Source organism: Mycolicibacterium fluoranthenivorans (assembly GCF_011758805.1).
GTDB lineage: Bacteria > Actinomycetota > Actinomycetes > Mycobacteriales > Mycobacteriaceae > Mycobacterium > Mycobacterium fluoranthenivorans.
The window spans coordinates 275,436-299,555 of record NZ_JAANOW010000001.1 but is presented as its reverse complement, the minus strand read 5'-3'; the positions used below and the strand labels follow the sequence as shown (position 1 = coordinate 299,555).

Genomic DNA, 24,120 nt, shown 5'->3' with positions numbered 1-24,120 from the left:
CATGAGCACACCAGTCAGCCCGCCGGGACGCGATGATGCACCCGCCACCATCGGGCTCCTCCTGAACTTTGCGGCATTGATCGCGATCACCGGGTCACTCGCGCTTGCGCTCGGCGGACACACCGCCGTGGCGGTGTTGCTCGCCGTCGTCGCTGCCACCGGATTCGTCGCCAGCCTGGTCCTCTTCGCGTTCGACAGCCGCCGCGCCGAGCAACCGGCCGACTGATGCGCTATCGCTGGTCGACCTGACCGTCTGCCACGCGCCACGTCCGGTCCAGCCGCACGTTCTCCAGCATCCGGCGGTCGTGCGTCACCAACAGCAAGGCGCCGTCATAGGTTTCGAGCGCCTGCTCGAGTTGTTCGATGGCGGGTAGGTCCAGATGGTTGGTCGGCTCGTCGAGCACCAGCACATTCACGCCGCGAGCCTGAAGCAGGGCCATCCCGGCTCGGGTGCGCTCGCCGGGTGAGAGCCCGTCGACCGCGCGCTCGACATGGTCGGCACCCAGCCCGAACTTCGCGAGCAGGGTGCGCACGTCGGCGGTCGACCACGACGGCATCTGCTGCTCGAAACGATCGAGAAGCCGCCCCGGGCCGGAGAACTCGGCCCGGGCCTGGTCGATCTCGCCGACGGCGATATTCGCACCGAGAGCGGCCCGGCCGTCATCGGGCTTTCGGCGCCCCAGTAGCAGCCGCAGCAAGGTCGACTTGCCCGCCCCGTTGGGGCCGGTGATTCCGATCCGCTCGCCGGCTGCCACCTGTAATGACACCGGCCCGAGCACGAAGTCGCCTTGGCGGACAACGGCGTTGTCGAGTGTCGCGACGACCGAGCTGGACCGCGGCGCGGCGCCGATGGTGAACTGCAGCGTCCACTCCTTGCGCGGCTCCTCGACTTCTTCGAGGCGGGCGATCCGGCTCTCCATCTGACGCACCTTCTGCGCCTGCTTCTCACTGGACTCGGTTTGCGCACGGCGCCGGTTCTTGTCGTTGTCGGGAGCCTTGCGCATCGCGTTGCGCACGCCCTGACTGGACCACTCCCGTTGGACGCGTGCGCGGGCCACCAGATCGGCCTTCTTATCGGCGAATTCGTCGTACTGCTCGCGCCGGTGCCGCCGCCCCACCTCCCGCTCTTCCAGATAGCTTTCGTAGCCACCGCCGAACACCGTCGTGGTGTTCTGCGCCAGATCGAGTTCCAGAATTCGGGTGACGCTGCGGGCCAGGAACTCTCGGTCATGGCTCACCAACACCACACCGCCGCGCAGGTCCGAGATGAAACGCTCCAGCCGGTCGAGGCCGTCGAGGTCGAGATCGTTGGTCGGCTCGTCGAGCAGCACGATGTCGAATCGCGAGAGCACCAGCGCCGCCAGACCCACCCGGGCCGCCTGTCCGCCCGACAGCGAGGTCATCTCGGTCGACTCCGGCGGCACGGCCTGCGGGTCGAGTCCCAGGTCTGCCAGCACCGCGGGCAGCCTTTCGTCGAGATCTGCCGCACCGGTGGCGAGCCAGTGATCCAGCGCGCGCGAGTAGGTGTCCGCAGCGGTATCCGACTCGGCAAGCGCCGCCGCCGCGGTCTCCATGGCCAGGGTCGCCGCCGCGCAGCCCGTCCGGCGTGCGAGGTAGGCGGCGACGGTCTCACCGGGCACCCGTTCGTGTTCCTGCGGCAGCCATCCGATGAACGCGTCGGCCGGCGCGACGCTGACCGTGCCCTCCAGCGGGGCGAGATCGCCGGCCAGGATGCGCAGCAGCGTGCTCTTGCCGGCACCGTTGGCGCCGACGACACCGATCACCTCGCCCGGCGCCACCGTCACGTCGAGGCCCTCGAAGAGGGTGCGGTGGGCGTAACCGCCCGCCACGTTCGAAGCGACGAGGGTTGCGGTCACAGACCCGCTTTGCTCGCCAGATCGATCGCGTACTGGTTCATGAAGCGGCCCGCTCCGGGGTCGCCCCGCCCGCACGACCCGTCCGATTCGCCGGGACGCTTGATCCACAGGTAGGCATCCGCGTGTGCGCCGGCGGTGGCGGTCGTGGGCGGCGTGCCGAGGGCCCGGCCCGCGGGATTGCACCACGAATCGCTGTCGACCGGTCCGACGCCGTTGCGCGAGGTGTCGATGACGTAGTGCGCGCCGTTGGTCAGTCCGGAGATCGCCTCGCCGTAGCCGATCTCCTCCTCGGTGGTGAAGAAGTTCGCGGTGTTGAGACTGAAGCCGCTGGCCTTGGCCACACCGACGTCGTTGAGCATGGCCGCCATCTTGTCGACGCTGGTCCAGCGGGAATGACCCGCGTCGATGTAGACGGCGGTGGCCGGGTTCCGGGTCAGGGTGTCGACGCCGTACCGGATCAGGTCGAGACGCTCCTGACGCTGATCGGCCGACAGACAGTCGGCCATGGCGAGCGCATCGGGTTCGAGGATGACCGCGGCCGGCCCGGAACCGATGGCCGCCGCGACTCCGTCGATCCAGCCTCGGTAGGCGTCCGCCGAGGAGAACCCGCCGGCAGAGAAGTTGCCGCAGTCGCGGTGCGGGATTCCGTAGAGGGCCAGCACCGGTCTGGTGCCCGCGGCCTGCGCGGCGGCGATGTAGGCCGCGTCGACCGCCGGGGTGGACAACCGGTCCATCCAGTACCCCTGCGGGGTGTTGGCGATGGCGGTCAACTGCGGACTGGGCGGGTCCGCACTCTGCGCCGCCCGCATGGCGGCCGACCCGGGGTTGACATAGAACGGCATTCCCGCCAGCGGGTTGGCATCATCGACCAGGCGGATGGCGGGGGTCTGCACCGGACCGGCGACGAGGCCCACGCCCGCCATGGCCGCCACGGTCAACAACGGAGCGACCCACCGAGCGACCACGCCGGCAGCTGAGGACATCACGCCCAAAAACATAGTGTCGCAACACAATGAGTGCCAATTACAGCGGCCCGCTGCGCCGCTCCGCAACGATGCTGGGGCCGCTGGTCGGCAAATCGTGAGGCGACGCGCCAAAAGCATACATACAGCACCCTTGCCGAGGAGTGACCATGACAGCAACCGCGCGGGGTTCCACAGACTGTTCGCTATGCGCGGCGGACAACCCTCAACTTCAACCTGAGGGTCGACTCGCCCGGTCGCGGCACCCCGTGGCCTCGCAAAACTCCGGCCCGCGTGCCGAATACAAACGGCACCTAGCCCACCGGCGGTGAGATAGAGTGCCCACCGGACCTGCCCCGACTCGAAAAAAGTATGTGAGCACGCACAGTGAAACGCTCCCACCGGCTCGCGGTGATCTTGGTGCTGGCGCTTGGCGTGGTCGGTGCCGACGGCGCGCTCCAGTCCGACCGAGGCGCCGTGCATACCACGGCCGTGTCGGCTCCTGCGCTGGCCGCCAGTACGCAGAGTGCTGAACGAGTTCGGTTGTACAGCAGCAGACCTGTCAGTGCGTGGCGGCGGGAGCAGGGTCAACCGCTGAGCGCGCTGGCAGCGGCATCCGACCGACTGATGGCGACCATCACCCGCGGCGACTTCGCCGGTATGCACGCGGTGTGCCGCGATGTGACCGCCATCAACCAAGGCATCCGCACCTCCCTGCCGACGCCCGATCGTGCCCTCACCGCTGCCCTGCGGCAGCTGACGGTTCACCTCGACGACTTGACCACGCACTGCGCGACCTTGAGCCTGACCTCACCCTTCAGCGAATTCGGTCGGCTGAACGACGATTTCAAAGGCGCCGCACGGTCCTTCGCGGCGGCCAAGTTCCTTCTGAAAGGCACCGAACCGCGCTGATCGCCGACCGGCCTAGCCGGTGGCCATCGCCGCGGTCTCCAGTTCGCGGATCGCCGTGCGCAGCCCGCGCCGCCGCCCGGTAGCAGGATCGACGCCGAAGCTCTCCCGCATACCGGCCCGGATCCGGAATTTCAGTTCGGAGTTCGTCTCCGGCGCGTCGTCGGACGTCGCCCTGAGGAGCTTGTCCGGAAGCGCGAGCTTGACGATGGTCCAGAACGACTGGAAGTACTGGCGCGGAAGCGATCCCGTCGTATACGGCAGATCGTACTTCTCGCACAGCGCCCGCACCCGCTCGCCGATCTCCGCGTAGCGATTGCTGGGCAGGTCGGGGAAGAGATGGTGCTCGATCTGGTAGCACAGGTTCCCGCTCATGAACGCCATCAGTGGACCCGCGCGAAAGTTCGCGGAGCCCAGCAGCTGGCGCAGATACCATTCCGCCGGCGTCTCGGTCTCGAACTCCTGGCGAGTGAATTTCTCTGCGCCGTCGGGAAAGTGCCCGCAGAAGATGACCATATAAGACCAGTAGTTGCGGATCAGGTTCGCCACCGCATTCGCCTTGAGCGTGCTCTTCCAGTTCTTGGCCGACAGTGCAGGAAAGACGAGGTAATCCTTGCCGACCTGTTTACCCACCTTCTTACCGATCACCCGGAGGTCTTTGCGGACCTCGACCCAGGACTTCTCCTTGGCACGCACCTTCGCGGTCTCCAGACCGTGTGCGGCGACGCCCCATTCGAAGAATGTGCCCAGTAGCAGGTTGTACACCGGGTTGCCGATCATCCAGCGTTCCCACCGCTGATCTCGCGTCAGCCGCATGATGCCGTAGCCGATATCGTCGTCGAGACCGACCACATTGGTGTACTTGTGGTGGATGAAGTTGTGCGACTTCTTCCAGTGTTCGGTGGGCGAGGTGGTGTCCCATTCCCACTCGGTCGAATGGATCTCCGGATCGTTCATCCAGTCCCACTGGCCATGGGTGATGTTGTGCCCCAACTCCATATTCTCGATGATCTTCGCCGTCGCCAGCATCGCGATACCGGCCCGGCGGGCCACCTTGTGGTGACTGGCGAACAGCAGGACGCGGGCACCGACGCCCAGACCGCGCTGAAGCTGGATGGCTCGCCGGATGTAACGGGCATCGCGCTCGCCCCGCGACTCTTCGATATCTGATCTGATCGTATCCAGTTCGCGGGCAAGCGCTTCCACATCGGCTGGCGTCAGATGTGCATACCGCTTGATATCGGTGATGGCCATGATTGTTCCCCTTAGACCTTGAGTGTGCAGTTACCGGATGCGGTCGAGACGCAGGTGTTGATCCGATCCCCGGCCCCGTGCTCGACGCCCGAGCGGAAATCGCGCACGTGCCCCTCCTCCAGGGCCAGCACACAGGTCTGACAAATCCCCATCCGGCACCCGAACGGCATCTGGATACCGACCTTCTCACCCGCTTCGAGAAGTGAGGTGGCACCGTCGATCTCGATCGATTTGCCGGATACCGCGAAGGTCACCGTGCCGCCCTCACCGCCTTTGTCGGTCCGCTCGATCGTGAACCGCTCGACATGCAGGGCAGCGTCGAGGCCCACCCGATGAAACGCGTCCTCGACATCGTCGAGCATCTGGGCCGGCCCGCATGCCCACGTCGACCGTGCCCTCCAGTCCGCAACCGCACCATCCAACCTGGTGAAGTCCAGATGCCCGGCCGTCTCGGTGAGCTGAAGGTGCAGCCGGTAACTGGGATGCCGCTTTTCGAGTGCCCGCAGTTCGTCTCGGAAGATGACAGACGCTTCCGACGGGGCGGAGTGCACGTGCACGATATCGGGCTGCTGCCCGCGGACCGACAAGGACCTCAGGATGGCGATCACCGGGGTGATACCGCTGCCCGCGCTGATGAAGAGCAGCTTCTCCGGCGGCGGGTTGGGTAAGGCGAAGTCGCCCTTGGGTTTCGCCAGCCGCACGATGGTTCCCGGCGCGACGCCGTTGACCAGGTGCGACGACAGGAAACCCTCCGGTGTGGCTTTGACGGTGATGGTGATGTGCTTGGCACCGCGCTGCGGTACCGAGGTCAGCGAATAGGACCGCCAGTGCCAGCGGCCGTCGACCCGCAGCCCGATGCCGACGTACTGCCCCGGCTGGTAGTCGGCCGCGAACCCCCAACCCGGTTTGATCGTCACCGTCGCGGTGTCCTCGGTCTCGCGCTGCACATCGACCACCTCGCCGCGCAGCTCGCGTGCCGACCACAGCGGGTTCAGCATTTTCAGGTAGTCATCGGGAAGCAACGGGGTGGTGGCGCGGGCGGTCAACCCGCGCAGTACGTTCACCTTCGGGCTGACAGCCGTCTCGACGTTCTTGGCGGGCCTGATACTCCACCGGGCCAGCCGGCGCATCGCTGTGACCATGCCGGTGTTATTACCCGCGAGTAAGGTAGTTCACACCTCACACCGCCCCGAAATCCGTCCCCGGCGTTCTCAGGTGCGTACCGGGCGCCGGTAGGTGAGTGTGTCGAACTCCCGTCCGTATTCGTCGACGGCAGTCACGTCCATCTCACTGACCAGGACGCCGGGCCGCACGTCGACCCGCAGGAACGCGTAGTTGCGGAACCGCACCCGCGACCAGTTGACCGCCTCGGCCTGCTTGCCACCGGCGGCGTTCCAGACATAGCTGTTCGGCACGCTCAGATCGTCGAGCACATGGCCGCGGTAGCTCTCCAGTTCACCGGGCTGGAAGCCGTATCGCGGGCGGCCGCCGCACCCGACGGTGTAATAGACCGTGCCCTCCGTGGCGGGATAGACCACGGAGTTGTCCAGGGCGACCCTCGTCGGTGCCCCGCCCCGGATCGGGTCGGTGCGCTCGAACACGTGATTGTGACCCTGCAGGACGAGGTCGACCTGGTATCGGTCGAACAGGTCGCACCATGCCGCCCGCAGGCCGCCGTCGCTGGCGTGTGCGTCGGTGGTGGAGTACGCGCAGTGGTGGAAGAAGCAGACGATGAAGTCGATATCCGGGTCGGCTCGGTACGCCGCGAGTGTCCTTGCCGTCCACGTTGTTTGGGCGCCCCCGGAGTATCCGGTGTTGGTGGTGATCTCGTAGCTCACGTCATTGGCGTCCAGCGACAGCACCGCGACGTTGCCGTAGACGAACGAGTACACCGACGGGCAGTTCGCGGGACCGTTGCCGGGAAAGTCCAGCCTGGCGAGATGGCCCCCGTACCCGTGTGTCCCGTACGCCGCCTCCATATCGTGATTGCCGGTGGCGAACATCCACGGCGTCGTCGAGGCGCTGCCTTCGATGGAGCCCAGGTAGACATCCCAGACGAAGGGGTTGAACTTGTCGAAGCCCGCGGGCGGCGTACCGCCAGGGCCGACGAACGCACCCGGCCTCCCCATGCCCGACGGATCGGCGTACGCGATATCGCCGGCCAGCACGTGGAAGTCGGGGCGCGCCGCGATGATCTGGCGCAGCACATTGGCCGTGTGCGGCACGTCCGGGTCGTTGTCGGGCTTGTAGTAGCGGTCGTCGTATTCACCGGCGGCGAGGCCGGGCGGCAGCAGCGGCGTGTCGTCGGTGCCCTGGTCTCCGATCATGGTGAACCGGAACGGGCCGGTGGCCGCCCTGGCGCTCGGCATCGCCGTCGAGGCCGAGCGCACATCGCCGAGGAAGCCGTCGTCGGTGCGCCAGCGGTAGTGGTGCGCCGCCGCGCCGGGCAGACCGTCGATCGGGGCGTGCACATAGAACTGTTCGGCGGCCAGCACGCCGCCGCGGCCATCGGGGATCTGGGTCACCAGATTCCGGATCTCGGCCTGCACCGTCGCGCCCAGGTCGGCCGTCGGGCCGTGGTCCAGGAAAACTCTCGTACCCTTGGGATTTCGGGAGAGCTGCGCGGACAACCGCAGCTGAGTCGAGGCATCCGAGCCGTACCCCACCCGGCGGTTGGCCACCCCCAGCGGCGCGTCGTCCGCGTAGGCGCGAACCCCGAACGGGGATCCGCCCACCGCGGCGATCGCTGCGGCGGCCGCCGCCCCACCGAGGAAGAGGCGGCGGGAGACCAGTCTGCTTCGCAGGTAGTTCAGGTGCCAGTCATGGCGCTCGGCCATGCTCATGGCGGCCGCAATCTCCACCGGGATCCCGGTGTCGGGTACGTCCCTGGCGTCGAGGGGTGAGTTGCGGGCCATTCCACCGATGGTGGCTCAGATCGCGCCGCCATGCGCACCGCACCGGGGAAACCCGGACCGAACTTCCAGCGAACGACCTACTCTGCGTGATGGGTCTCGGCTGCCGGGAAACGAAATAAGCTGCGCGGCAGCGCATTTTGACGAGTATGTAAATTCGAGCCGGCTCAGCCGAACCCGATACCGATGCCGAACTCACCGCCCGGATCGTCATCGTTGTGGTTCGGGCAGCGCACGTCGACGTACACGGTGTCACCGGTCGCCGGCGGCGCACCCGAGTGATCGGGATTGTTCACCGCGACCACCGTGCACGAGGACAGCGGTTTGGTGTCGTAGCCGTTCACCCAGTTGATGTGGACCAGGTAACCCTGGTCTTCGAGGTCGGCGATGACCGCATCGGCCCCCTCCGCGTGCGCGGCGGGGGCGGCGGTCAGCGCCGCAGCGATCAACACCGCCCCGACCAACATCCGCCCGCACCACATCCCTCCACGATCCACCCGATATCGCCGGGGGGCAACAGTGCGATCGAGGTCAGGATCAATCTCCCTGCAAGACACACCGTTTCGCCGTCGCCCGCCCGCGGCGGGCCTGCCCCGACTCGCTGATTCTCCACGCTCCTGCGCTTGCCCCAGGTTCCGGACTTTCCCAGCTGAGGTCCGACGTTGCTGCGCCGGTCCATTGAGAAGCCTTCTCAGCCTTGGCCAACGGGGCCGCTAGGATGGGTGAATTGGCCAAGGGGGGGTTGCTTTTGAGCGCCATTGAGACGGAAGGGCTGACACCCGAGTTCCGCGAACTCGTCCATGCGGCGGCCCGCCAGGAACTGACCAAGTGGGGTATCGATCGATTCAGCATCGTGGCGTTGGCGGATCGCAACGGTCTGCCGGTGGACGAGATCCTCGAGTTCTGGACGGATGAAGCGGCACTCATCATGGATGTGCTCCTGGACGGTGCCGGCCGCGAGGCGGCGCCCCCCGACACCGGTTCCCTTCGCGGCGATCTGTACGCGCTCGCCGTCGGGATGGCCGCGTATCTGGGATCCGATCAAGGCCACCAGATCCAGGGTTCGCACCTGATCGGCGAACCGTTTCTCGATGGCATCGAGATCCGGCGTACGTTGTGGCGGGTCCGCGTGCAGCGGCTCGGCATCGTGTTCGGCCGGGCGCGCGATCGTGGCGAGTTGCGCGACGGTATCGAACCCGCCGTCGTCCTCGAGCTGCTGTTGGCCCCGATCAATATGCGCGCCCTGTTCACCGGCGAACCGATCGATGAGCCGTACTGCCGGGTCGTCGCCGATCTGGTGTGGCACGCGGTGCGTTCCTGACCACCGGTGGTCCGCGGTTGGGCTCAGTGCCTGGTGGCGCGTTAATGTGCTGAGGTCAACCTCAGCGAACGCGCAGATAGAGAAGTTGAGCACAGCCATGACCGCAGCAGCAGATACCTCCGCACTCGAGTCCCGGGTCGGCCATTACTACCAGATGGACGACACGTACCTGGTGGGACGCGAGAAGATACGTGAGTACGCCCGGGCACTCCAGTCGGATCACCCCGCCCACTGGGACGTCGATGCCGCCAAGGCGTTGGGCTACCCGGGCCTGATCGCGCCGCTGACGTTCACCTCCGGCCCTGCCATGGCCTGCAACCAGCGCATGTTCGAGTCGGTGGTCGTCGGCTACGACATGTATCTGCAAACCGAAGAGGTCTTCGAGCAGCACCGCCCGATCGTCGAGGGCGATGAGCTGCAGATCGACATCGAGCTGACCTCGGTGCGCCGGGTGGCCGGCCGCGACCTGATCACCGTCACGAACACGTTCACCGACACCGCCGGCGAGGTGGTGCACACGCTGCACACCACCGTCGTCGGCGTCACCGGCGAGGACGTCGATCCGGCGATCAAGCCCGCCGTGCAGGGCGTGATGATGCACGGCATCAACATGCTCGGCGCCGAGCACCCCGAGGACTACCGCAAGACGGTGCGGCCCGAGGGCGAGATCCGGATCGCCGGAGGCGGCACCACCCGGACGCCCGGGTCACCGTCGTTCGACGAGCTCGCGGTCGGCGACGAGTTGCCGGTGCACCACACTCGGCTGTCCCGCGGCGACCTGGTGAACTACGCCGGCGTCTCCGGCGACGCCAACCCGCTGCACTGGGACGAGAACATCGCCAAGCTGGCCGGCCAGCCCGACGTGATCGCCCACGGCATGCTCACCATGGGATTGGGCGCGTCATTCTTCTCGGCTTGGTCGGGCGACCCCGGCGCGGTGACCCGCTACGCGGTGCGCCTGTCGCAGCCCGCGGTGGTGCCGGCTGCCGGCGGCGCGGACATCGAGTACAGCGGCAAGATCAAGTCGCTGGACCCGCAGACCCGCTCCGGTGTCGTGCTGGTCGGCGCCAAGTCGCAGGGCCGGAAGATCTTCGGCTTGGCGACGCTCAACGTCCGGTTCAGCTGAGGGCAGCCGGCGCGCACACCTTGCCGGCCGGCGCACCCGGAGAGATACTTAGTCCAATTAACGTTTCCTGGGTCCGTGGAAAGAGGAGCACACGGTGAACCTCTGGGGTGATCTCACCATTCTCGACGGGATGCTGGCCCTGTCTCTCGTCGCGTGCGTCTTCGTCTACATCCGCCGGTTGGAGAACCGCACGCCCGCGGCGATGGGCGAACAGGTCGGCGCCCACAAAGCCGTGCTGGCCAAACTGCGCAAGCGCGAAACGCTGTCCCAAGAAGAGTTCGACTACGCCACCGAACTGGTCGACGACGCCCGCTCGCCGCTCGCCTACGCGATACCCGCCGTGCTCTTCAGCTGTGGCTTCTTCTATGTGGTGGGCTGCCTCTACGAGTTGCACGTACACGGCGGCAACCCGTCGTTTCGCACCTTCATCGGCGGTATCCCGATGCTGACCTCGATGAACATCGCTGCTCAGCTGCGCCGGGTGGCCCGGCTGAAGAGGAACCTGCGGGATCTCAACCTGCGGGATGTCGAGGTGGCCGAGCCGGTCTATCGGGACTCCGGGGCCACCTCGGCGACGTCGTCGTCGTCCTCCCAGAGCAGGAGCTGACGGACCGAGGCGCGGGAGCCGTAGGGCCGGAGCATCTGGCTGGCGGGCCGGGGACGCACCTTCAGCGGCCACCAGAACCAGCGACCGAGCAGGGCCGCGATGGCCGGTGTCATGAACGACCGCACGATCAGCGTGTCGAACAACAGCCCGAGGGCGATCGTCGTACCGATCTGGCCGAGGATGCGCAGGTCGGCGAAGACGAACGAGGCCATGGTGGCCGCGAACACCAGCCCGGCCGCCGTCACCACCGCGCCGGATCCGGCCATCGCCCGGATGATGCCGGTGTTCACGCCGGCACCGATCTCCTCCTTGAATCGGGATATCAGGAGCAGGTTGTAATCCGAGCCCACGGCCAACAGCAGGATGACGGCCAGTGCCAGCACGATCCAGAACAAGTCGATGCCGAGGATGTCCTGCCAGATCAGCACGGAGAGGCCGAACGAGGCGCCCAAGGACAGCGCCACGGTACCGACGATGACGATCGCCGCGATGATGCTGCGGGTGATGAACATCATCACCAGAAGGATCAGGCTCAGCGCGGCGATCGCGGCGATCATGAGGTCGTACTTGGCGCCGTCCTGGATGTCCTTGTAGGTGGCCGCGGTACCGGCGAGGTAGATCTTGGAGCCCCCCAGGGGTGTGCCCTTGACCGCGCCCTGGGCGGCATGCCGGATGGCGTCGATATGCGAAATACCTTCGGGCGTAGCGGGATCGCCTTCGTGCGTGATGATCATCCGGGCGGCTTTGCCGTCTGGTGACATGAACAGCTTCATCCCGCGCAGGAATTCGGGATTGCTGAACGCCTCGGGCGGCAGATAGAAGGAATCATCGGTTTTCGACGCGTCGTACGCCTGGCCCAGTGCGGTGGCGTTCTGCAGTGCGGCGGCGGTCTGGTCGTTGATTCCCGAGGTGGTGGCATAGTTCGTCAGCGTGAGATCGCGGTTGGTCTGCTGGCTCTGGATCTGCGGCGGGATCAACGCGAGCAGCTTGGGTTGCAGCGCATCGAGTTTCGCGATACTGCCCGCGACGTTGCTCAACTGATCGGTCAGCGCGTCGATACCGTCCAGCGCGTCGAACACCGACCTGAGGGCGGCGCATGCCGGGATGTCGAAACAGTGCGGCTCCCAATAGAAGTAGTTGCGCAGGGGCCGGAAGAAGTCGTCGAAGTTGGCGATCTTGTCGCGCAGATCGTTGGCGGTCTGCACGGTCTGCGCGAAGGCCTTGGCCTGCTCGTCGGTGACGGCGCCGGACTGTTGTTGCAGCGCGTACTGCTGGCGCAGCACGTCGATCGAATTGTTGATCACGTCAACCTGTTTGAGCAGATCCGCACCGCGCGCCTGCTGGAAGGGCAGGTTGTTGATCTGAGCAGCGCTGCCCGCGCTGATCTGGAACGGGATCGACGTGTGGTCCAGCGGGGTGCCCAGGGGCCGGGTGATCGACTGCACCTGCGCGATACCGTCGGTGTGGAAGATCGCCTTGGCGACCCGCTCCAGCAGGATCATGTCGGTGGAATTGCGCAGATCGTGGTCGGCTTCGATCATCAACAACTCGGGGTTCAACCGCGCCTGCGAGAAGTGTCGTTCCGCCGCGGCGTAGCCGACGTTGGCCGGGGCACCCGCGGGCATATAGGGCCGGGCGTCGTAGCTGGTCTGATAGCGCGGCAGGGCGAGCAGACCGATGAGCGCGATCGCGACCGTCCCCGCCAGTATCGGCCCGGGCCACCGGACGATGGCGGTGCCGATACGCCGCCAGCCCATGGTGCGCATCGGCCGGGCCGGCTCGAACAGACCGAAATGGCGGCCGATGACCAGCAACGCCGGCGCGAGGGTCAGCGCCGCCACCACCGCGACGAGCACGCCGGTGCCGGCCGGGACGCCCAGACTCTGGAAGTACGGGAGCCGGGTGAAGGTCAGGCACAGGACGGCGCCCGCGATGGTCAGACCCGAACCCAGAATGATGTGCGCGGTCCCGTGGTACATCGTGTCGAATGCCGAGACGCGGTCCTGCCCGGCGTATCGCGCTTCGTGGAATCGGCCGAGCAGGAAGATCGCGTAGTCGGTGCCGGCGGCGATCACCAGCAGCGTCAGCAGGTTCGTCGAATACGTCGACAGCTCGATGATGCCCGCGTTCGCGAGCACGGCCACGACGCCGCGGGATGCGGTCAGTTCGATCATCACCGTGAAGATCACGAAGAACACCGTGGTGAGCCGACGGTAGAGCCAGAACAGCATCACCGCGATGACCCCGAGGGTGATCAGCGTGGTCTTCAGCGTGCCGTGGCGGCCCACCTCGAACTGATCGGTGACCAGTGGCGCCGCGCCGGTGACGTAGATTTTCAGGCCCGGCGGCGGCGGGGTGTGGTTGACGATGTCACGTACCGCATCCACGGATTCGTTGGCCAGTGACTCGCCCTGATTGCCGGCGAGGTAGACCTGCACCAGCGCCGCCTTGCCATCGGCGCTCTGCGATCCGGCCGCCGTCAGCGGATCGCCCCAGAAGTTGTCGATGTGTTCGACGTGCTTGGTGTCCTCGGACAACTTCTGCACCAGGCCGTCGTAGTAGTGGTGCGCTTCGGCACCGAGCGGCTGGTCGCCCTCCAGCACGATCATCGCCGAACTGTCGGAGTCGAACTCCTGAAACACCTTGCCGATTTGCTTGCTGGCCTGCAGGGATGGTGCATCGTGCGGGCTCAGCGACACGTTGTGCGATTCGGCCACGGTCTCCAGCTGCGGCACGAAGACGTTCGTGACGACCGCCAGGCCCAGCCAGAAGAAGGCGATCAGCACCGAGAACCGTCGGATGAAGGAGCTCATCCGGATTTGTCCAGGCAGTAGGTGAGGGCGTTCAGGGTGTTCACCGTTCTCTCGTCCTTGACCGCGTCATCGATCTTGATCCGGCAACCGATCGAGTCACTGTCGCCCTGTGCCGTGACGTTGACGAAGACGGCCGGTTGAGTGGTCGTCGTGTCATAGGCCCAGGGCAACGTGACACCATCGGCGCGCTGCGGTTGCGCGTCCACGTCCAGGTAGGTGATGGTGGCGACGGTGCCCGGCGGGCCGAACACCTCGATCACCACGTGTTTGGGGTTGAACGGCACGATGTCGTTGTCCGAGCCGCTGGGGGTGGACGTGACATCCGTCGAGGCGAAGATTCCGTGCAAGCGAAAGACCGTGAAGCCCGCGATGGCGACCACCGCCACCGCGACGAGAAGCATCCAGCGTTTTCCCAGCTTTCGACTGAACGAAACCCGCTGCATCCGTGACCCTTTCGTGAGCGGCGACAGGCGCGGACCGTAGAGGCTTTTAGGACGGCTAATCAACCAGGTTGACGGTACGACAAGAGAGCGGGCATCACAACACCGAGCTGCGACCTACCCGAGCACGCGGGTGCGTCCCGCGATGGCCCGAGGTGGGCGTGTGTGCGCCAGATCGCGTGCTGCGACCCGAGTGGCATTACGGGACAATGACTCTCGGTCGTCCCGGTCGATTGTTCAGGCCAGGCCTGTCGCCGACCTGCGCCGCCGCGAGATCGCGTCGACGCTTGCCGCGAGTAACAGGACCCCGCCGGTCACCAGGAAGTTGATGTAGGACGACTGGTTGAGCAGGCCCAACCCGTTGGCGATGGTGGCCACCACCACCCCGCCGATGACGGCGTCCAGGGCCCGGCCCTTACCGCCGAACAGGCTGGTGCCGCCGATCACGGCCGCGCCGACGGCGTACAACAACACGTTGCCGGCGCCCGACGATGCGGACACCTTGCCGCCGTAGGAGGCGGCGATGATGCCACTGAGCGCTGCCAGCGACGAGCAGACCACGAACACCGACATCCGGATACGGGCGACGTTGATACCGGCCCGGCGCGCCGCTTCGGCGTTCCCGCCCACTGCATAGATGTGCCTACCGTAGGAGGTGCGGTTGAGGACCACGCTCAGCGCGATGAGCAGCGCCCCCACCAGAGGCAGAACATAAGGAATGCCGCGTATCTCGACGTTCGGGTTGACGCTGCGGTTGAGGTTGAGCACGTAGGCCACGCCGAGTGTCACCACGGCCACCCCGATGATGCGCGCGATCACCACACCGATCGGCGGATGGACCAACCCCTGGGTGACCTTGGTACGGTGCCGATACAACTCGAGACCAGTGAAGCCGGCGACGATCAGCAGCGCGAACAGCCATCCCGCGGTGACCGGCATGTTGTCGATGGTGATACCGCGGATGACAGGGTCGTCGACGCGGATCGAGCCGCCTTCCCCGATGAGTTTCAACGTCACGCCCTGCAGGCCGAGAAAGAAGGCCAGCGTCACGACGAACGACGGAATGCCGAGTTTGGCACGCAGCAGGCCGATCGCCAGGCCGATCGCCGCACCGCACAGGACGCCCGCGAGCACCCCGGCCCACCAGGGCCAGCCGCCGTTGACGATCATCAGACCCATCGCGCACGCCGACACGCCTCCTGCCACGCCCGCGGACAGGTCGATATCGCCGAGCAACAGCACGAACACCAGTCCCATGGCGAGCACGCAGATCGAGCCGGCCTGGGTGACGAGGTTGGCCAGGTTCAGTGCCGAGGTGAAACGCTCATTGGCGAGCCAGAACACGGTGAACAACACGATGAGGCCGAGGACGGCGGGCAGCGACCCCATGTCGCCGCCGCGCACGCGCCGCAGATAGCTGCGCACCGCATCGCGGAAGGATTCGTCGGTACGGGCGTCGGCAGCGAAGTCCGCGTCGGCCAGTTTCGGATTGAGCGTGGTCATCGTGTGGTCCTCACATCGACTGTGCGGCGTCGGCCGGTGCCAAGCCGAGGCCGCCTGAGCGGCCCGCCGTGATCAGTTCCACCACCTGGCTGTGGCTGACCTCGGCGGCTTTCACCTCCGCGGCCACCCGACCGAGGTACAGCGCGCATATCCGGTCGGCGACCTCGAACACGTCGTTCAAGTTGTGCGAGATGAACACCACGCCCACACCTTGGTCGGCCAGCCGGCGGACCAGGTCGAGGACCTGCCGGGTCTGCGCCACACCGAGCGCGGCGGTGGGCTCGTCGAGCAGCACCACCTTGGCCTTCCACAGGACGGACTTGGCGATCGCCACCGTTTGACGCTGCCCGCCGGACAGACTGGACACCGGCTGGCGCACGGACTTCACCGTGCGCACCGACAGCGATGAAAGTGCCTCGCGGGCAAGCGCTTCCATCTTCGCTTCGTCAAGTGCACCGTGTCGCTTGAGCTCACGCCCGAGGAACATGTTGGAGACGATGTCGAGGTTGTCGCACAACGCCAGGTCTTGGTAAACCACCTCAACCCCGAGTGCCGACACGTCGTTGGGTCCGTGCACCGTGACCGGGTTGCCCTCGAACACGTAGGTTCCGCTGTCGAGTGGGTAGATCCCGGCGATGGCCTTCACCAGAGTGGACTTGCCCGCGCCGTTGTCTCCGACCAGCGCGGTGACCTCTCCCGGATACACCTGGAAGTCGACGTCGTGCAACACGTGCACGACACCGAAACTCTTGTTGACGCCGCGGAGTTCAAGCAGGGGTGCGTTCGGTACGGACACGATGCCCCTAGAGCCCCGCAGCGTCGCACGCCGCCACGAACTGCCCGGTGCAGACATCGCCCTTGGCCTGGCCACCGTCGTCGAAGACCACCTTGACGGTGTCCTTGGTGATGGCTTTCGGCGTCAACAACACCGACGGCACGTCCCGGTTGCCCTTGTCGTCACGAGATGTGCTGTTGGTCTTGGGTTGTTCGCCTTTGGCCAGCGCGATCGCCGCCTGCGCGAGCGCCCCCGCCTCTTCCTTCGCCGATTTGTACACGGACATGCATTGAGAACCCGCGAGGATGTTCTGCAGGCCTTCGACCGTGGCGTCCTGACCGGTGACCGGCACCTGCCCGGCCCGCCCGTTCTTCTCCAGGATCGAGATCACCGATCCGGCGAGCCCGTCGTTGGCCGCGTACACGCCGTCGACCTTGCCGTCGGCGCCGGTGTACATCTGCTCGAAGATGGTGACGGCCTTGTCGTTGTCCCAATCCGGTACGGCCTGCTCAGCGACCACCTTGATGGTCGGCACCTTGTCCACCACCGAGTGCGCGCCACCGGTGAACAACGTGGCGTTGTTGTCGGTCGGCGATCCGTTGAGGAACACCACGTTCGACTGCTTGCCCGCGAGGCAGTCGACCAGCCCCTGGCCCTGCAGCTCGCCCACCTTGGTGTTGTCGAACGAGACGTACGCATCGGCAGAGCCACCCAGGGTCAGCCGGTCGTAGTCGATCGTCTTGACGCCCTGGCCGGCGGCCTTCTGCTGAATGGACGCGCCGCTGTCGGAGTCCAGGTTGACCAGTGCCAGCACCGTCACGCCGTCGGCGATCATCGCGTCGGCGATGGTCGCCATGTTGTCGGCGGATCCCTCGGCGTTCTGGATGGAGTACGGCACGCCGGCCGCCTTGAACGCGGCCTCCAATGCCGGCCGGTCCTTGGACTCCCAGCGGACCGACGACTTGGTGTCGGGCAGGATCACGCCGATCTTCTGCCCCTTGGCGTCACCTGTGCCGCCGCCACTGCCCCCGTTGTTGCCGCCACACGCGGTGAGCGTCAGGCCTGCCCCGACCACGACGGCGACCATCAGACCGGTGATTCGCTTCATGCAACCGTCCCTCATCACATCCGCCGATACCTCGGCCTTTTGTTGTTTCGGACAACTTATAGCGTGATGTGCATCACGTCCAGCGGTTCGGGTCGCGACTTCAGCGCGCACCCATCAGATGCTCGATGGCCAACTGGTTCAGCCGGACGAATCCGAACCCCTTGGCGCCGAAATAGGAATCGGCATCGAAATCCTCGTACGCCGAGCGGTCGGCCAACAGCTCCTGATACGTCTCGCCGGCGCCCATCGTGGTTCGCCGGAGCTCGTCGACCCGGGCGACCCGGCGCGCCTCGATGACCTCCGGGTCGGCGCGGAAAGCCGCGGCACGTTGTTTCAACAGCAGATACATCCGCATGTTGGCGGCGGCGGACTCCCAGACCCCGCTGCTGTCCTCGGTGCGGCTGGGCTTGTAGTCGAAATGCCGGGGGCCGGTGTAGCTGGGGCCGCCGTCCACGCCGCCGTTCTCCAGGAGGTCGACGAGCGCGAAGGCATTGGCCAGATCTCCGTGGCCGAACACCAGATCCTGGTCGAACTTGATCCCGCGCTGGCCGTTGAGGTCGATGTGGAACAGCTTGCCGGAGTACAGGGCCTGACTGATGCCGTGCACGAAGTTCAGCCCGGCCATCTGCTCGTGGCCGGTCTCCGGGTTAACCCCGACCAGTTGCGGATGGGCCAGCGACTCGATGAAGGCCAATGCATGCCCCACGGTCGGCAGCAGGATGTCGCCGCGCGGCTCATTCGGTTTCGGTTCGATCGCGAAGCGCAGCGCGTACTTCTGATCGAGCACGTACTCGCACAACAGGTCCAGCGCTTCGCGATAGCGTTCGAGCGCGGCCCGGACGTCTTTGGCGCTGTCGTATTCGCTGCCTTCGCGACCGCCCCACATCACGAACGTCTCCGCGCCGAGTTCGGCGGCGAGATCGATATTGCGCAGCACCTTACGCAGCGCGAATCGCCGGACGCCGCGATCATTGCTGGTGAATCCGCCATCCTTGAACACCGGATGGGTGAACAGATTGGTGGTGACCATGGGCACCACCAGCCCGTGGGCCGCCAACGCCGAGGTCAGCCTGGAGATGGCGCGGCGGCGCTGGTCGTCGGCGCTGCCGAACGGGAACAGGTCATCGTCATGGAAAGTGAGGCCGTATGCGCCCAGCTCGGCAAGCCGCTCGACGGCCTCGACCACGTCCAGCGCCGGCCGGGTGGCCACGCCGAACGGGTCGGACGCGACCCAGCCGACCGTCCACAGGCCGAAGGAGAATTTGTCCGAGCGTTTCGGGGCGAGGTCGCCCGTGGCCGCGGCGGTGGATTCGAGGATGGACATCGCATGCTCCTGAAACTGGATTTGTTGCTTGTCCGAACATAAGATGTGGCGTAGACCACTGTCAAGGGAGGATTCTCGAATGGGAGTCGGCACCAACACCGACGATGTGCGGCGCCGCAACCTGTCCGCGGTGCTCACGCTGGTGCACCGTGCCCGCGCACTGACCAGGTCGGAGCTGACCCGCCGAACAGGATTGTCCCGATCCACGGTGAAGGACCTGGTGGAAGAGCTGGTCGGCGCCGGCCTGATCGAGGAGTCGCAGGCCGCACCGGCCAGTCAGGTCGGCAGGCCCAGCCCCATGGTGCGCCCGCAGACCGGCGCCCTCGCCGTCGCGGTGAATCCCGAAACCGATGCCATCACCATCGGTGTGGTGGCCTTGGGTGGCACCGTGCTCGAGGCCACCAGGTACCCGACGAACGGCGTACCCAGTGTGAGCGAGACCGTCACCATCACCGCCGACGCCGTCGCCCGGATCGAGGCCGGGCTGGACCGCCATCAGCGTGTCATCGCGATCGGTGTTGCCGTTCCCGGCCTGGTACACGCCACCAGTTCGGTGGTGCGGATGGCCCCGCATCTCGACTGGCATGACGAGGAACTCGGCCAGATGCTGCGCGCGGCAACGGGATTACCCGTGTTCGCGGCGAACGACGCCAATCTGGGTGCGCTCGCCGAACACATCTTCGGCGGCCATCCCGACGCGCGTCACATGATCTACGTCAACGGCGGCGCCAGCGGAATCGGCGCGGGCTTCGTTGTGGCGGGTGAACTACTGGAAGGTGCCGCGGGCTACGCCGGCGAGCTCGGTCACACCTACGTCGGCGGCGCCGGTCCGTGTCACTGCGGACGCATCGGGTGCCTGGAGACCGAAGTGAGCGAGACGACCACGAAAACCCTGGCGCACCAGGCGCAGTATCTCGGCATCGCACTCGGCAACGCGATCAACCTGCTGAACCCGAACCTCATCGTCCTCGGCGGATTCCTGAGCGCCTTCCCGACGCGGGCCGCGGCGGCCCTCGACACCGCGGTCACCCGCCACTCCATGCGGGTACCGCACGAGCAGGTGCGCATCGTGTCGGCCAACCTCGGCTCGGGCACGTTGATGATCGGAGCCGCCGAAGCGGCCTTCGCGTCATTGCTCGCCGACCCCGCTGCGCACTGTCCCACCAGCGGTGGACGCGCGATCAGATGAGGCCGAGTTTCTCGGCCAGGTCGAGGACGGCTTGTGCCCGGGCCCGGGTGGGGCCGACGCTGCCGTCGTACGGTCCGGCGGGTGCGTCCAGGTCGGCGAGCGTGCGACGGGCCTGGTCGATGTCCAGCGGTGACGGACTGAGCAGCCGGTTGATCGTCTCCGCATGGTCGAGATCCAGACACAGCCGACCAGTCATACCGGCGGCTTTGGCCACGGCGGTCTCCCGAGCGAGGTGGCGCGTCTGGTCACGCAGGGTGGGGCCGTCGATCGGTGCGGGCAGACCCGCAGCCCGACTGGCGATCACCAGCCGGGCGCGCGCATAGGCCAGCACCGTCGGCTCCTCGCTCATGCCGGTGTCGCGGCGAAAGTCGCCGACACCGAACGCAATTCGAGAACATCCGGGGGCCCGCGCGATATCGGAGACCGACTCGATTCCCAGTGCCGACTCCACCAGCGCCACCACCGGTGTGCCGGCCGGCAGCCGCGCGGCGGTCGCGGCGATATCGTCCCCGGATTCGCTCTTGGCCAGCATGACGCCGGACAGCCCACGGGCACCGGCCAGGGCCTCGAGATCGGCCGACCAGTCGGGCGTGCTCACACTGTTGATCCGCACCCACCCCTGCGCCCCGGTGTTGAGCCATTCGACCACCGCCAGGCGACCGGCGGGTCTCTGCGCCGCTGGCAGTCCATCCTCGATATCCAGCACGACCACGTCGGCACCGCCGGCGACCGCGGCGTCATATGCGCGGCCACCGTCCGGAATCCCCGGCTGCAACAGCCAGGACCGGGCCAGCGACCAGTGCGGCTTGCGAACTCGTCCCGTTACCTGTGGTGAAACTGTCACGTGTGGGGCCCTCTCGCTCGGCGACGTCGCATCCATCGTCCAAGCCCCATCTCGTAGGTACCAGATTGCGCACATAAAGTTCACGACACGTTCGCGCACGGCAGCAGGAGGAACCCATGGCGGTGGCCACGGAGGCGATGGTGGTGCAGGCCGAGCGGCGCAGCCTGCACGCCTACATGTTCACGATGCTCGGTCTGGCGGTCCTCGGCTTCGCCGTGTACGCGATCACGCGCGTGTCGGCCACCCAGCTCGACGGGGTGATCTCGTTGATCAACGCGGCGGCCGCCTTCATCGCGGCACGGCTGGCGGTGACCGCGGCACGACCCGCCGATGCCGACAACCCCTACGGTCGTCTGGCGCTGGAGAACCTGTACGCCCTGTTCCGTTCCCTGATGATCCTCGGCGTGGTCATCGTCGGTCTGGTCACCAACGCGGTCAAGGTGATCGACTATCTGGTGACCGGCGAGGGCAGTGAACCGGAGTTCGGTGTCGCGGCGGTGTACACCGCGGTGTGCGTGCTGATCTGCCTGGCGCTCAAGTGGAATCACGAACGGCACAACCGCGCCGTCGGTGGTGCGTCGGCACTGCTGCGGGTCGAGGCGACGGCAGCGAAGATGGAAGCCATCATCAGCGGCGGCATCTGCGCTTCGCTGGTCGTGGTCACGGTGATCCCGGAAGGCACCGTCGTCACGTCGGCCGACTTCAACATCAAGGACATCGCCGACAGCATCATCGTACTGATCCTGTGCGTCCTGCTCATCGGTGAGCCGGTGCGCCAGATCCGGTTGGAGTTCGGGCGGCTGTCCGGCCGTCGCGCCGATCCCGATCTCGATGCCGCGGTGCGGGACGCGGTCAGCGCGGTGGACGCGGCCCATGCCCACGAGCTCGATCACGAGCTGACGCTGGTCGACGCATTGGCCATCAGCCGGGGCAAGACGATCGAGATCGACCTGCGGGTCTCCTATGCGGGCACGATGTCCGTCGCCGAACAGGACGAACTGCGGGCCCACACCTATCAAGAGCTCCGCGACCGCATCGGGCCGCTGCGGCTGACGCTGGTCTTCAGCGACCTACCCATTCACGCCGTACCGACGCTGGATCGGCGACAGGCGTGACCGTAAGACCTGCACGCCGGGTCCGGTCAGGGCGTCGAACGCCACCACCCGACCGCAGAGCGCCAGCATCACCGATGCGCCGGATCCGCTGATCAGATCGCCACCACCCCAGGTCCGGCCGGTGTCCTCATCGCGCAGCGCGATACCACGCAGCCGACGCTGCGGGAAGAAGCCGAATTGCGTCGGGCCCGTGAGGAAATCGATGACGCGGGCCACGTGCTGCGGATCTGGGCGGTGGGCCATCCCCAGGGGGATTCGAATATCGGCACCATGGACCAGCACATCGGTCAGACCCGACAGCGGGCCGGTGACCGGTGGGCTGAGCCGGTGGTCGGCCTCCCGGCGCAACGTGGCGGCGATATCGGCGGCCGAGGCGCGCGCCCGGTGTCTCGCGAGCGCGTCGATGCCGCGATTCATCCCGCCGTGTCGAACCCCACTGGCCAGAAAGCCCCAGAACCCGTCGGTGAAATCGCTGACCAGATGTGCGGCAACGGTTTTGACATCCCAGCCGCCACACAGGCTCGGGGTGGCCAGCTGTTCTAGATCCAGCCCGTCGATCAACGTCGCGATCGCCCGCCGCTCATCGGCCACCGCGACGAAGACCCGTTCGCGTTCGTCCCCGCTGAGGCGCATGACCACAACCTAGCCATCCCGGCGGATCGACTCAATCCGATAAACCAGGGTGATCCACGGGATTCACGAACGCAGGATTGCGTCGCCGTACCAATGGCACAGCAGCAGCGCAACTTCCACGTCCAGCACGTCGGCGGCGATCGGTCGGCCGCGGCGCTCGATTGCTCGCGCCACCCGATACTTCACCGAGTTGAAGTGCAGGTGAAGCTCCCCGGCCGCCGCCGTGAAACTCTGCCCTGCGCGCAAGAACACCCGCAGGGTCTCACGCAGACGCTCGTCGCGCGCATCGGCGGAGGCCAGCGGCCCCAGTACCTCGTGCACCCAGACCCGCGCCTCGGCCAGATTGCCACCGGCCAGACCGGCCAGCATCAGTCCCGGCTCGGCGGCGCTGACGGCCCGGGCAGCACCGGTGCCCGCAGCGGTCAGCACCGCACGCACGAGTTGCGCCTGCCGATGAGAGCGGCGGAACCCGTCCACTCCCGGCAAGGGTTGGCCCGCAGCGAGATTGACCGACGGGTTCGCGGTGTCGGGCGGGGGTATGCCACGGTCGGATTCCAGCGGTATCCACGCCCAACCGGTCAGCCGGTCCGCCGACACGAACAGGGCACGATCCCGTGCACCGACGGCGGCGGCGTATTCGTGGACGTGACGTTCCAAGACGGTGAGCTCGTCCTGCTCGGCGGATTCCTCGCACCACAGCACCAGGGCCAGGTGATGTGCCCGCAGCGGGTAACGCAGCGCCGCGGCGACCGCGTCGACATCGATATCGTCGTCGCCGGCCAAGACACCCCGGATCTCAGCCGCCCGCAGGTGGTTCCGACTCTGTTGCCACCGGTCGTGCTCGTCCTGGTAGATGGTGAGGACCTGCTGACTGATCCAGTCGATATAGCGGAACGTCACGGCGAGGATCTCGTCGAACACATCGAGCCTGCGTTGCGGATCCAGTTCGGCGGCCCGGATCTCCTCGAGCAGGATCTTGAGCACCTCCTGATGGCCGATGCGGTATGCGCGCACCAACGCGTTCGCCGCCACATCCCGCTGTGCAAGCCGCCGCGCATACTCCAGCGCAGCCGTCGGCGCCTCCACATGCTCCACCGGGATGCCGTGGCGGATCGCCGAGAAGACCGTGTCGATATTGGCGGCAACGTTGTCCCGCATCAGTTGCACCAGCTGCGCGTCACCGCGCAGGTCGGCAACCTCCTCCATCAGGACCGCCTGGGTGCGGGCCGTGACCTCATCGAGCTTGGCGACGAGTCGGGTGACCACCGCCGCCGCGGAATCAGCCACCGAATCCCCGGCACCGCGCTCGATCATGCCTGCGACCTTACTTGTCTTCCGAGTACAAAGGGAGGCCGGCAGTTGGTGGTCCGAGTATGTCGTTTTGGGCATGCGAGCCTCCTAGCCTTGT

The 24,120-nt window shown here is 66.5% G+C and carries 22 protein-coding genes; 7 read left to right on the top strand and 15 right to left on the bottom strand.

Features of this window, described 5'->3' with window-relative positions:
- Nucleotide 1 precedes the first annotated feature (1 nt).
- Nucleotides 2-226: a hypothetical protein gene (locus tag FHU31_RS01500; RefSeq protein ID WP_167155006.1), complete on the top strand. Its 225-nt coding sequence runs from the start codon at nt 2-4 to the stop codon at nt 224-226.
- Nucleotides 227-230: 4 nt separating this feature from the next.
- Here FHU31_RS01500 and FHU31_RS01495 read toward each other — a convergent pair whose 3' ends face one another.
- Together FHU31_RS01495 and FHU31_RS01490 are read right to left on the bottom strand one after the other, a co-directional pair.
- Nucleotides 231-1,877: an ABC-F family ATP-binding cassette domain-containing protein gene (locus tag FHU31_RS01495; RefSeq protein WP_167155003.1), complete on the bottom strand. Its 1,647-nt coding sequence runs from the start codon at nt 1,875-1,877 to the stop codon at nt 231-233.
- Nucleotides 1,874-2,860, bottom strand: coding sequence for a glycoside hydrolase family 6 protein (locus FHU31_RS01490; RefSeq protein WP_167160491.1), 987 nt, complete (start codon nt 2,858-2,860; stop codon nt 1,874-1,876). Before FHU31_RS01490 ends, FHU31_RS01495 begins: the two co-directional genes overlap by 4 nt.
- A 366-nt stretch (nt 2,861-3,226) precedes the next feature.
- On the opposite strand from FHU31_RS01490, the gene FHU31_RS01485 reads away from it, so the two are divergent.
- Nucleotides 3,227-3,751 (top strand): hypothetical protein, encoded by a 525-nt coding sequence (locus FHU31_RS01485; protein ID WP_167155000.1) that lies wholly within the window; start codon nt 3,227-3,229, stop codon nt 3,749-3,751.
- A 12-nt stretch (nt 3,752-3,763) separates the two neighbouring features.
- Here the strand turns inward: FHU31_RS01485 and FHU31_RS01480 are convergent, their stop codons facing one another.
- From FHU31_RS01480 to FHU31_RS01465, 4 genes are all read right to left on the bottom strand, one after another.
- A complete protein-coding gene (locus FHU31_RS01480; RefSeq protein ID WP_167154997.1) occupies nt 3,764-5,002 on the bottom strand; it encodes a fatty acid desaturase family protein in 1,239 nt (412 codons plus the stop codon).
- Between the two features lie 11 nt (nt 5,003-5,013).
- Nucleotides 5,014-6,144: a ferredoxin reductase gene (locus FHU31_RS01475; RefSeq protein ID WP_167154995.1), complete on the bottom strand. Its 1,131-nt coding sequence runs from the start codon at nt 6,142-6,144 to the stop codon at nt 5,014-5,016.
- Nucleotides 6,145-6,213: 69 nt separating this feature from the next.
- Nucleotides 6,214-7,917, bottom strand: a complete 1,704-nt coding sequence (locus FHU31_RS01470) for a metallophosphoesterase (protein ID WP_167154993.1) — start codon at nt 7,915-7,917, stop codon at nt 6,214-6,216.
- A 164-nt stretch (nt 7,918-8,081) separates the two neighbouring features.
- Nucleotides 8,082-8,381 (bottom strand): hypothetical protein, encoded by a 300-nt coding sequence (locus FHU31_RS01465; protein WP_167154991.1) that lies wholly within the window; start codon nt 8,379-8,381, stop codon nt 8,082-8,084.
- A gap of 281 nt (nt 8,382-8,662) precedes the next feature.
- Between FHU31_RS01465 and FHU31_RS01460 the strand changes: the two genes are divergently transcribed.
- The 3 genes from FHU31_RS01460 (at nt 8,663) to FHU31_RS01450 (ending at nt 10,968) form a co-directional block, all read left to right on the top strand.
- Nucleotides 8,663-9,235: a TetR/AcrR family transcriptional regulator C-terminal ligand-binding domain-containing protein gene (locus tag FHU31_RS01460; RefSeq protein WP_234901117.1), complete on the top strand. Its 573-nt coding sequence runs from the start codon at nt 8,663-8,665 to the stop codon at nt 9,233-9,235.
- 97 nt (nt 9,236-9,332) lie between these two features.
- Nucleotides 9,333-10,361 carry a fused (3R)-hydroxyacyl-ACP dehydratase subunits HadA/HadB gene (locus tag FHU31_RS01455; RefSeq protein ID WP_167154987.1) on the top strand — a complete coding sequence of 343 codons (1,029 nt, stop codon included), beginning with the start codon at nt 9,333-9,335 and terminating at the stop codon, nt 10,359-10,361.
- A gap of 94 nt (nt 10,362-10,455) precedes the next feature.
- Nucleotides 10,456-10,968, top strand: coding sequence for a hypothetical protein (locus FHU31_RS01450; protein WP_409371253.1), 513 nt, complete (start codon nt 10,456-10,458; stop codon nt 10,966-10,968).
- Here the strand turns inward: FHU31_RS01450 and FHU31_RS01445 are convergent.
- From FHU31_RS01445 to xylA, 6 genes are all read right to left on the bottom strand, one after another.
- Entirely contained in the window at nt 10,908-13,781 is a 2,874-nt protein-coding gene (locus FHU31_RS01445) for an MMPL/RND family transporter (protein WP_167154985.1), read from the bottom strand. The two genes, FHU31_RS01450 and FHU31_RS01445, sit on opposite strands and share 61 nt — an antisense overlap.
- On the bottom strand, nt 13,778-14,224 hold the full coding sequence (locus tag FHU31_RS01440) for an MmpS family transport accessory protein (RefSeq protein ID WP_090359346.1): 447 nt from the start codon (nt 14,222-14,224) through the stop codon (nt 13,778-13,780). The genes FHU31_RS01445 and FHU31_RS01440 overlap by 4 nt, the downstream gene beginning before the upstream one ends.
- Nucleotides 14,225-14,458: 234 nt before the next feature.
- Nucleotides 14,459-15,724 (bottom strand): sugar ABC transporter permease, encoded by a 1,266-nt coding sequence (locus FHU31_RS01435; RefSeq protein ID WP_167154980.1) that lies wholly within the window; start codon nt 15,722-15,724, stop codon nt 14,459-14,461.
- A gap of 10 nt (nt 15,725-15,734) precedes the next feature.
- The gene (locus FHU31_RS01430; protein WP_263988125.1) at nt 15,735-16,520 is read right to left on the bottom strand and encodes an ATP-binding cassette domain-containing protein; all 786 of its coding nucleotides are present in this window, start codon (nt 16,518-16,520) and stop codon (nt 15,735-15,737) included.
- Nucleotides 16,521-16,527: 7 nt separating this feature from the next.
- Entirely contained in the window at nt 16,528-17,607 is a 1,080-nt protein-coding gene (locus tag FHU31_RS01425) for a sugar ABC transporter substrate-binding protein (RefSeq protein WP_167154975.1), read from the bottom strand.
- Between the two features lie 100 nt (nt 17,608-17,707).
- Nucleotides 17,708-18,931: a xylose isomerase gene (gene xylA / locus FHU31_RS01420; protein WP_167154972.1), complete on the bottom strand. Its 1,224-nt coding sequence runs from the start codon at nt 18,929-18,931 to the stop codon at nt 17,708-17,710.
- A gap of 79 nt (nt 18,932-19,010) precedes the next feature.
- Between xylA and FHU31_RS01415 the strand changes: the two genes are divergently transcribed.
- Nucleotides 19,011-20,120 carry an ROK family transcriptional regulator gene (locus tag FHU31_RS01415; RefSeq protein ID WP_167154969.1) on the top strand — a complete coding sequence of 370 codons (1,110 nt, stop codon included), beginning with the start codon at nt 19,011-19,013 and terminating at the stop codon, nt 20,118-20,120.
- On the opposite strand, the gene FHU31_RS01410 is transcribed toward FHU31_RS01415, so the two are convergent.
- Entirely contained in the window at nt 20,113-20,964 is an 852-nt protein-coding gene (locus tag FHU31_RS01410) for an HpcH/HpaI aldolase/citrate lyase family protein (RefSeq protein WP_263988126.1), read from the bottom strand. The genes FHU31_RS01415 and FHU31_RS01410 overlap by 8 nt on opposite strands.
- A gap of 116 nt (nt 20,965-21,080) precedes the next feature.
- On the opposite strand from FHU31_RS01410, the gene FHU31_RS01405 reads away from it, so the two are divergent.
- Entirely contained in the window at nt 21,081-22,079 is a 999-nt protein-coding gene (locus tag FHU31_RS01405; protein WP_167154963.1) for a cation transporter, read from the top strand.
- On the opposite strand, the gene FHU31_RS01400 is transcribed toward FHU31_RS01405, so the two are convergent.
- Complete coding sequence (locus FHU31_RS01400; RefSeq protein WP_167154960.1) at nt 22,035-22,712, bottom strand: maleylpyruvate isomerase family mycothiol-dependent enzyme; 678 nt, start codon at nt 22,710-22,712, stop codon at nt 22,035-22,037. The genes FHU31_RS01405 and FHU31_RS01400 overlap by 45 nt on opposite strands.
- Nucleotides 22,713-22,775: 63 nt before the next feature.
- A complete protein-coding gene (locus tag FHU31_RS01395; protein WP_167154958.1) occupies nt 22,776-24,026 on the bottom strand; it encodes an RsbRD N-terminal domain-containing protein in 1,251 nt (416 codons plus the stop codon).
- Nucleotides 24,027-24,120 lie beyond the last annotated feature (94 nt).

Coding starts and splice junctions, on each gene's coding strand:
- FHU31_RS01435 (WP_167154980.1), bottom strand. CDS start 15,724: ATGACCACGCTCAATCCGAAACTGGCCGACGCGGACTTCGCTGCCGAC.
- FHU31_RS01465 (WP_167154991.1), bottom strand. CDS start 8,381: ATGTTGGTCGGGGCGGTGTTGATCGCTGCGGCGCTGACCGCCGCCCCC.
- FHU31_RS01500 (WP_167155006.1), top strand. CDS start 2: ATGAGCACACCAGTCAGCCCGCCGGGACGCGATGATGCACCCGCCACC.
- xylA (WP_167154972.1), bottom strand. CDS start 18,931: ATGTCCATCCTCGAATCCACCGCCGCGGCCACGGGCGACCTCGCCCCG.
- FHU31_RS01400 (WP_167154960.1), bottom strand. CDS start 22,712: ATGCGCCTCAGCGGGGACGAACGCGAACGGGTCTTCGTCGCGGTGGCC.
- FHU31_RS01470 (WP_167154993.1), bottom strand. CDS start 7,917: ATGGCCCGCAACTCACCCCTCGACGCCAGGGACGTACCCGACACCGGG.
- FHU31_RS01445 (WP_167154985.1), bottom strand. CDS start 13,781: ATGAGCTCCTTCATCCGACGGTTCTCGGTGCTGATCGCCTTCTTCTGG.
- FHU31_RS01440 (WP_090359346.1), bottom strand. CDS start 14,224: ATGCAGCGGGTTTCGTTCAGTCGAAAGCTGGGAAAACGCTGGATGCTT.
- FHU31_RS01480 (WP_167154997.1), bottom strand. CDS start 5,002: ATGGCCATCACCGATATCAAGCGGTATGCACATCTGACGCCAGCCGAT.
- FHU31_RS01455 (WP_167154987.1), top strand. CDS start 9,333: ATGACCGCAGCAGCAGATACCTCCGCACTCGAGTCCCGGGTCGGCCAT.
- FHU31_RS01405 (WP_167154963.1), top strand. CDS start 21,081: ATGGCGGTGGCCACGGAGGCGATGGTGGTGCAGGCCGAGCGGCGCAGC.
- FHU31_RS01425 (WP_167154975.1), bottom strand. CDS start 17,607: ATGAAGCGAATCACCGGTCTGATGGTCGCCGTCGTGGTCGGGGCAGGC.
- FHU31_RS01490 (WP_167160491.1), bottom strand. CDS start 2,860: ATGTCCTCAGCTGCCGGCGTGGTCGCTCGGTGGGTCGCTCCGTTGTTG.
- FHU31_RS01475 (WP_167154995.1), bottom strand. CDS start 6,144: ATGGTCACAGCGATGCGCCGGCTGGCCCGGTGGAGTATCAGGCCCGCC.
- FHU31_RS01395 (WP_167154958.1), bottom strand. CDS start 24,026: ATGATCGAGCGCGGTGCCGGGGATTCGGTGGCTGATTCCGCGGCGGCG.
- FHU31_RS01415 (WP_167154969.1), top strand. CDS start 19,011: ATGGGAGTCGGCACCAACACCGACGATGTGCGGCGCCGCAACCTGTCC.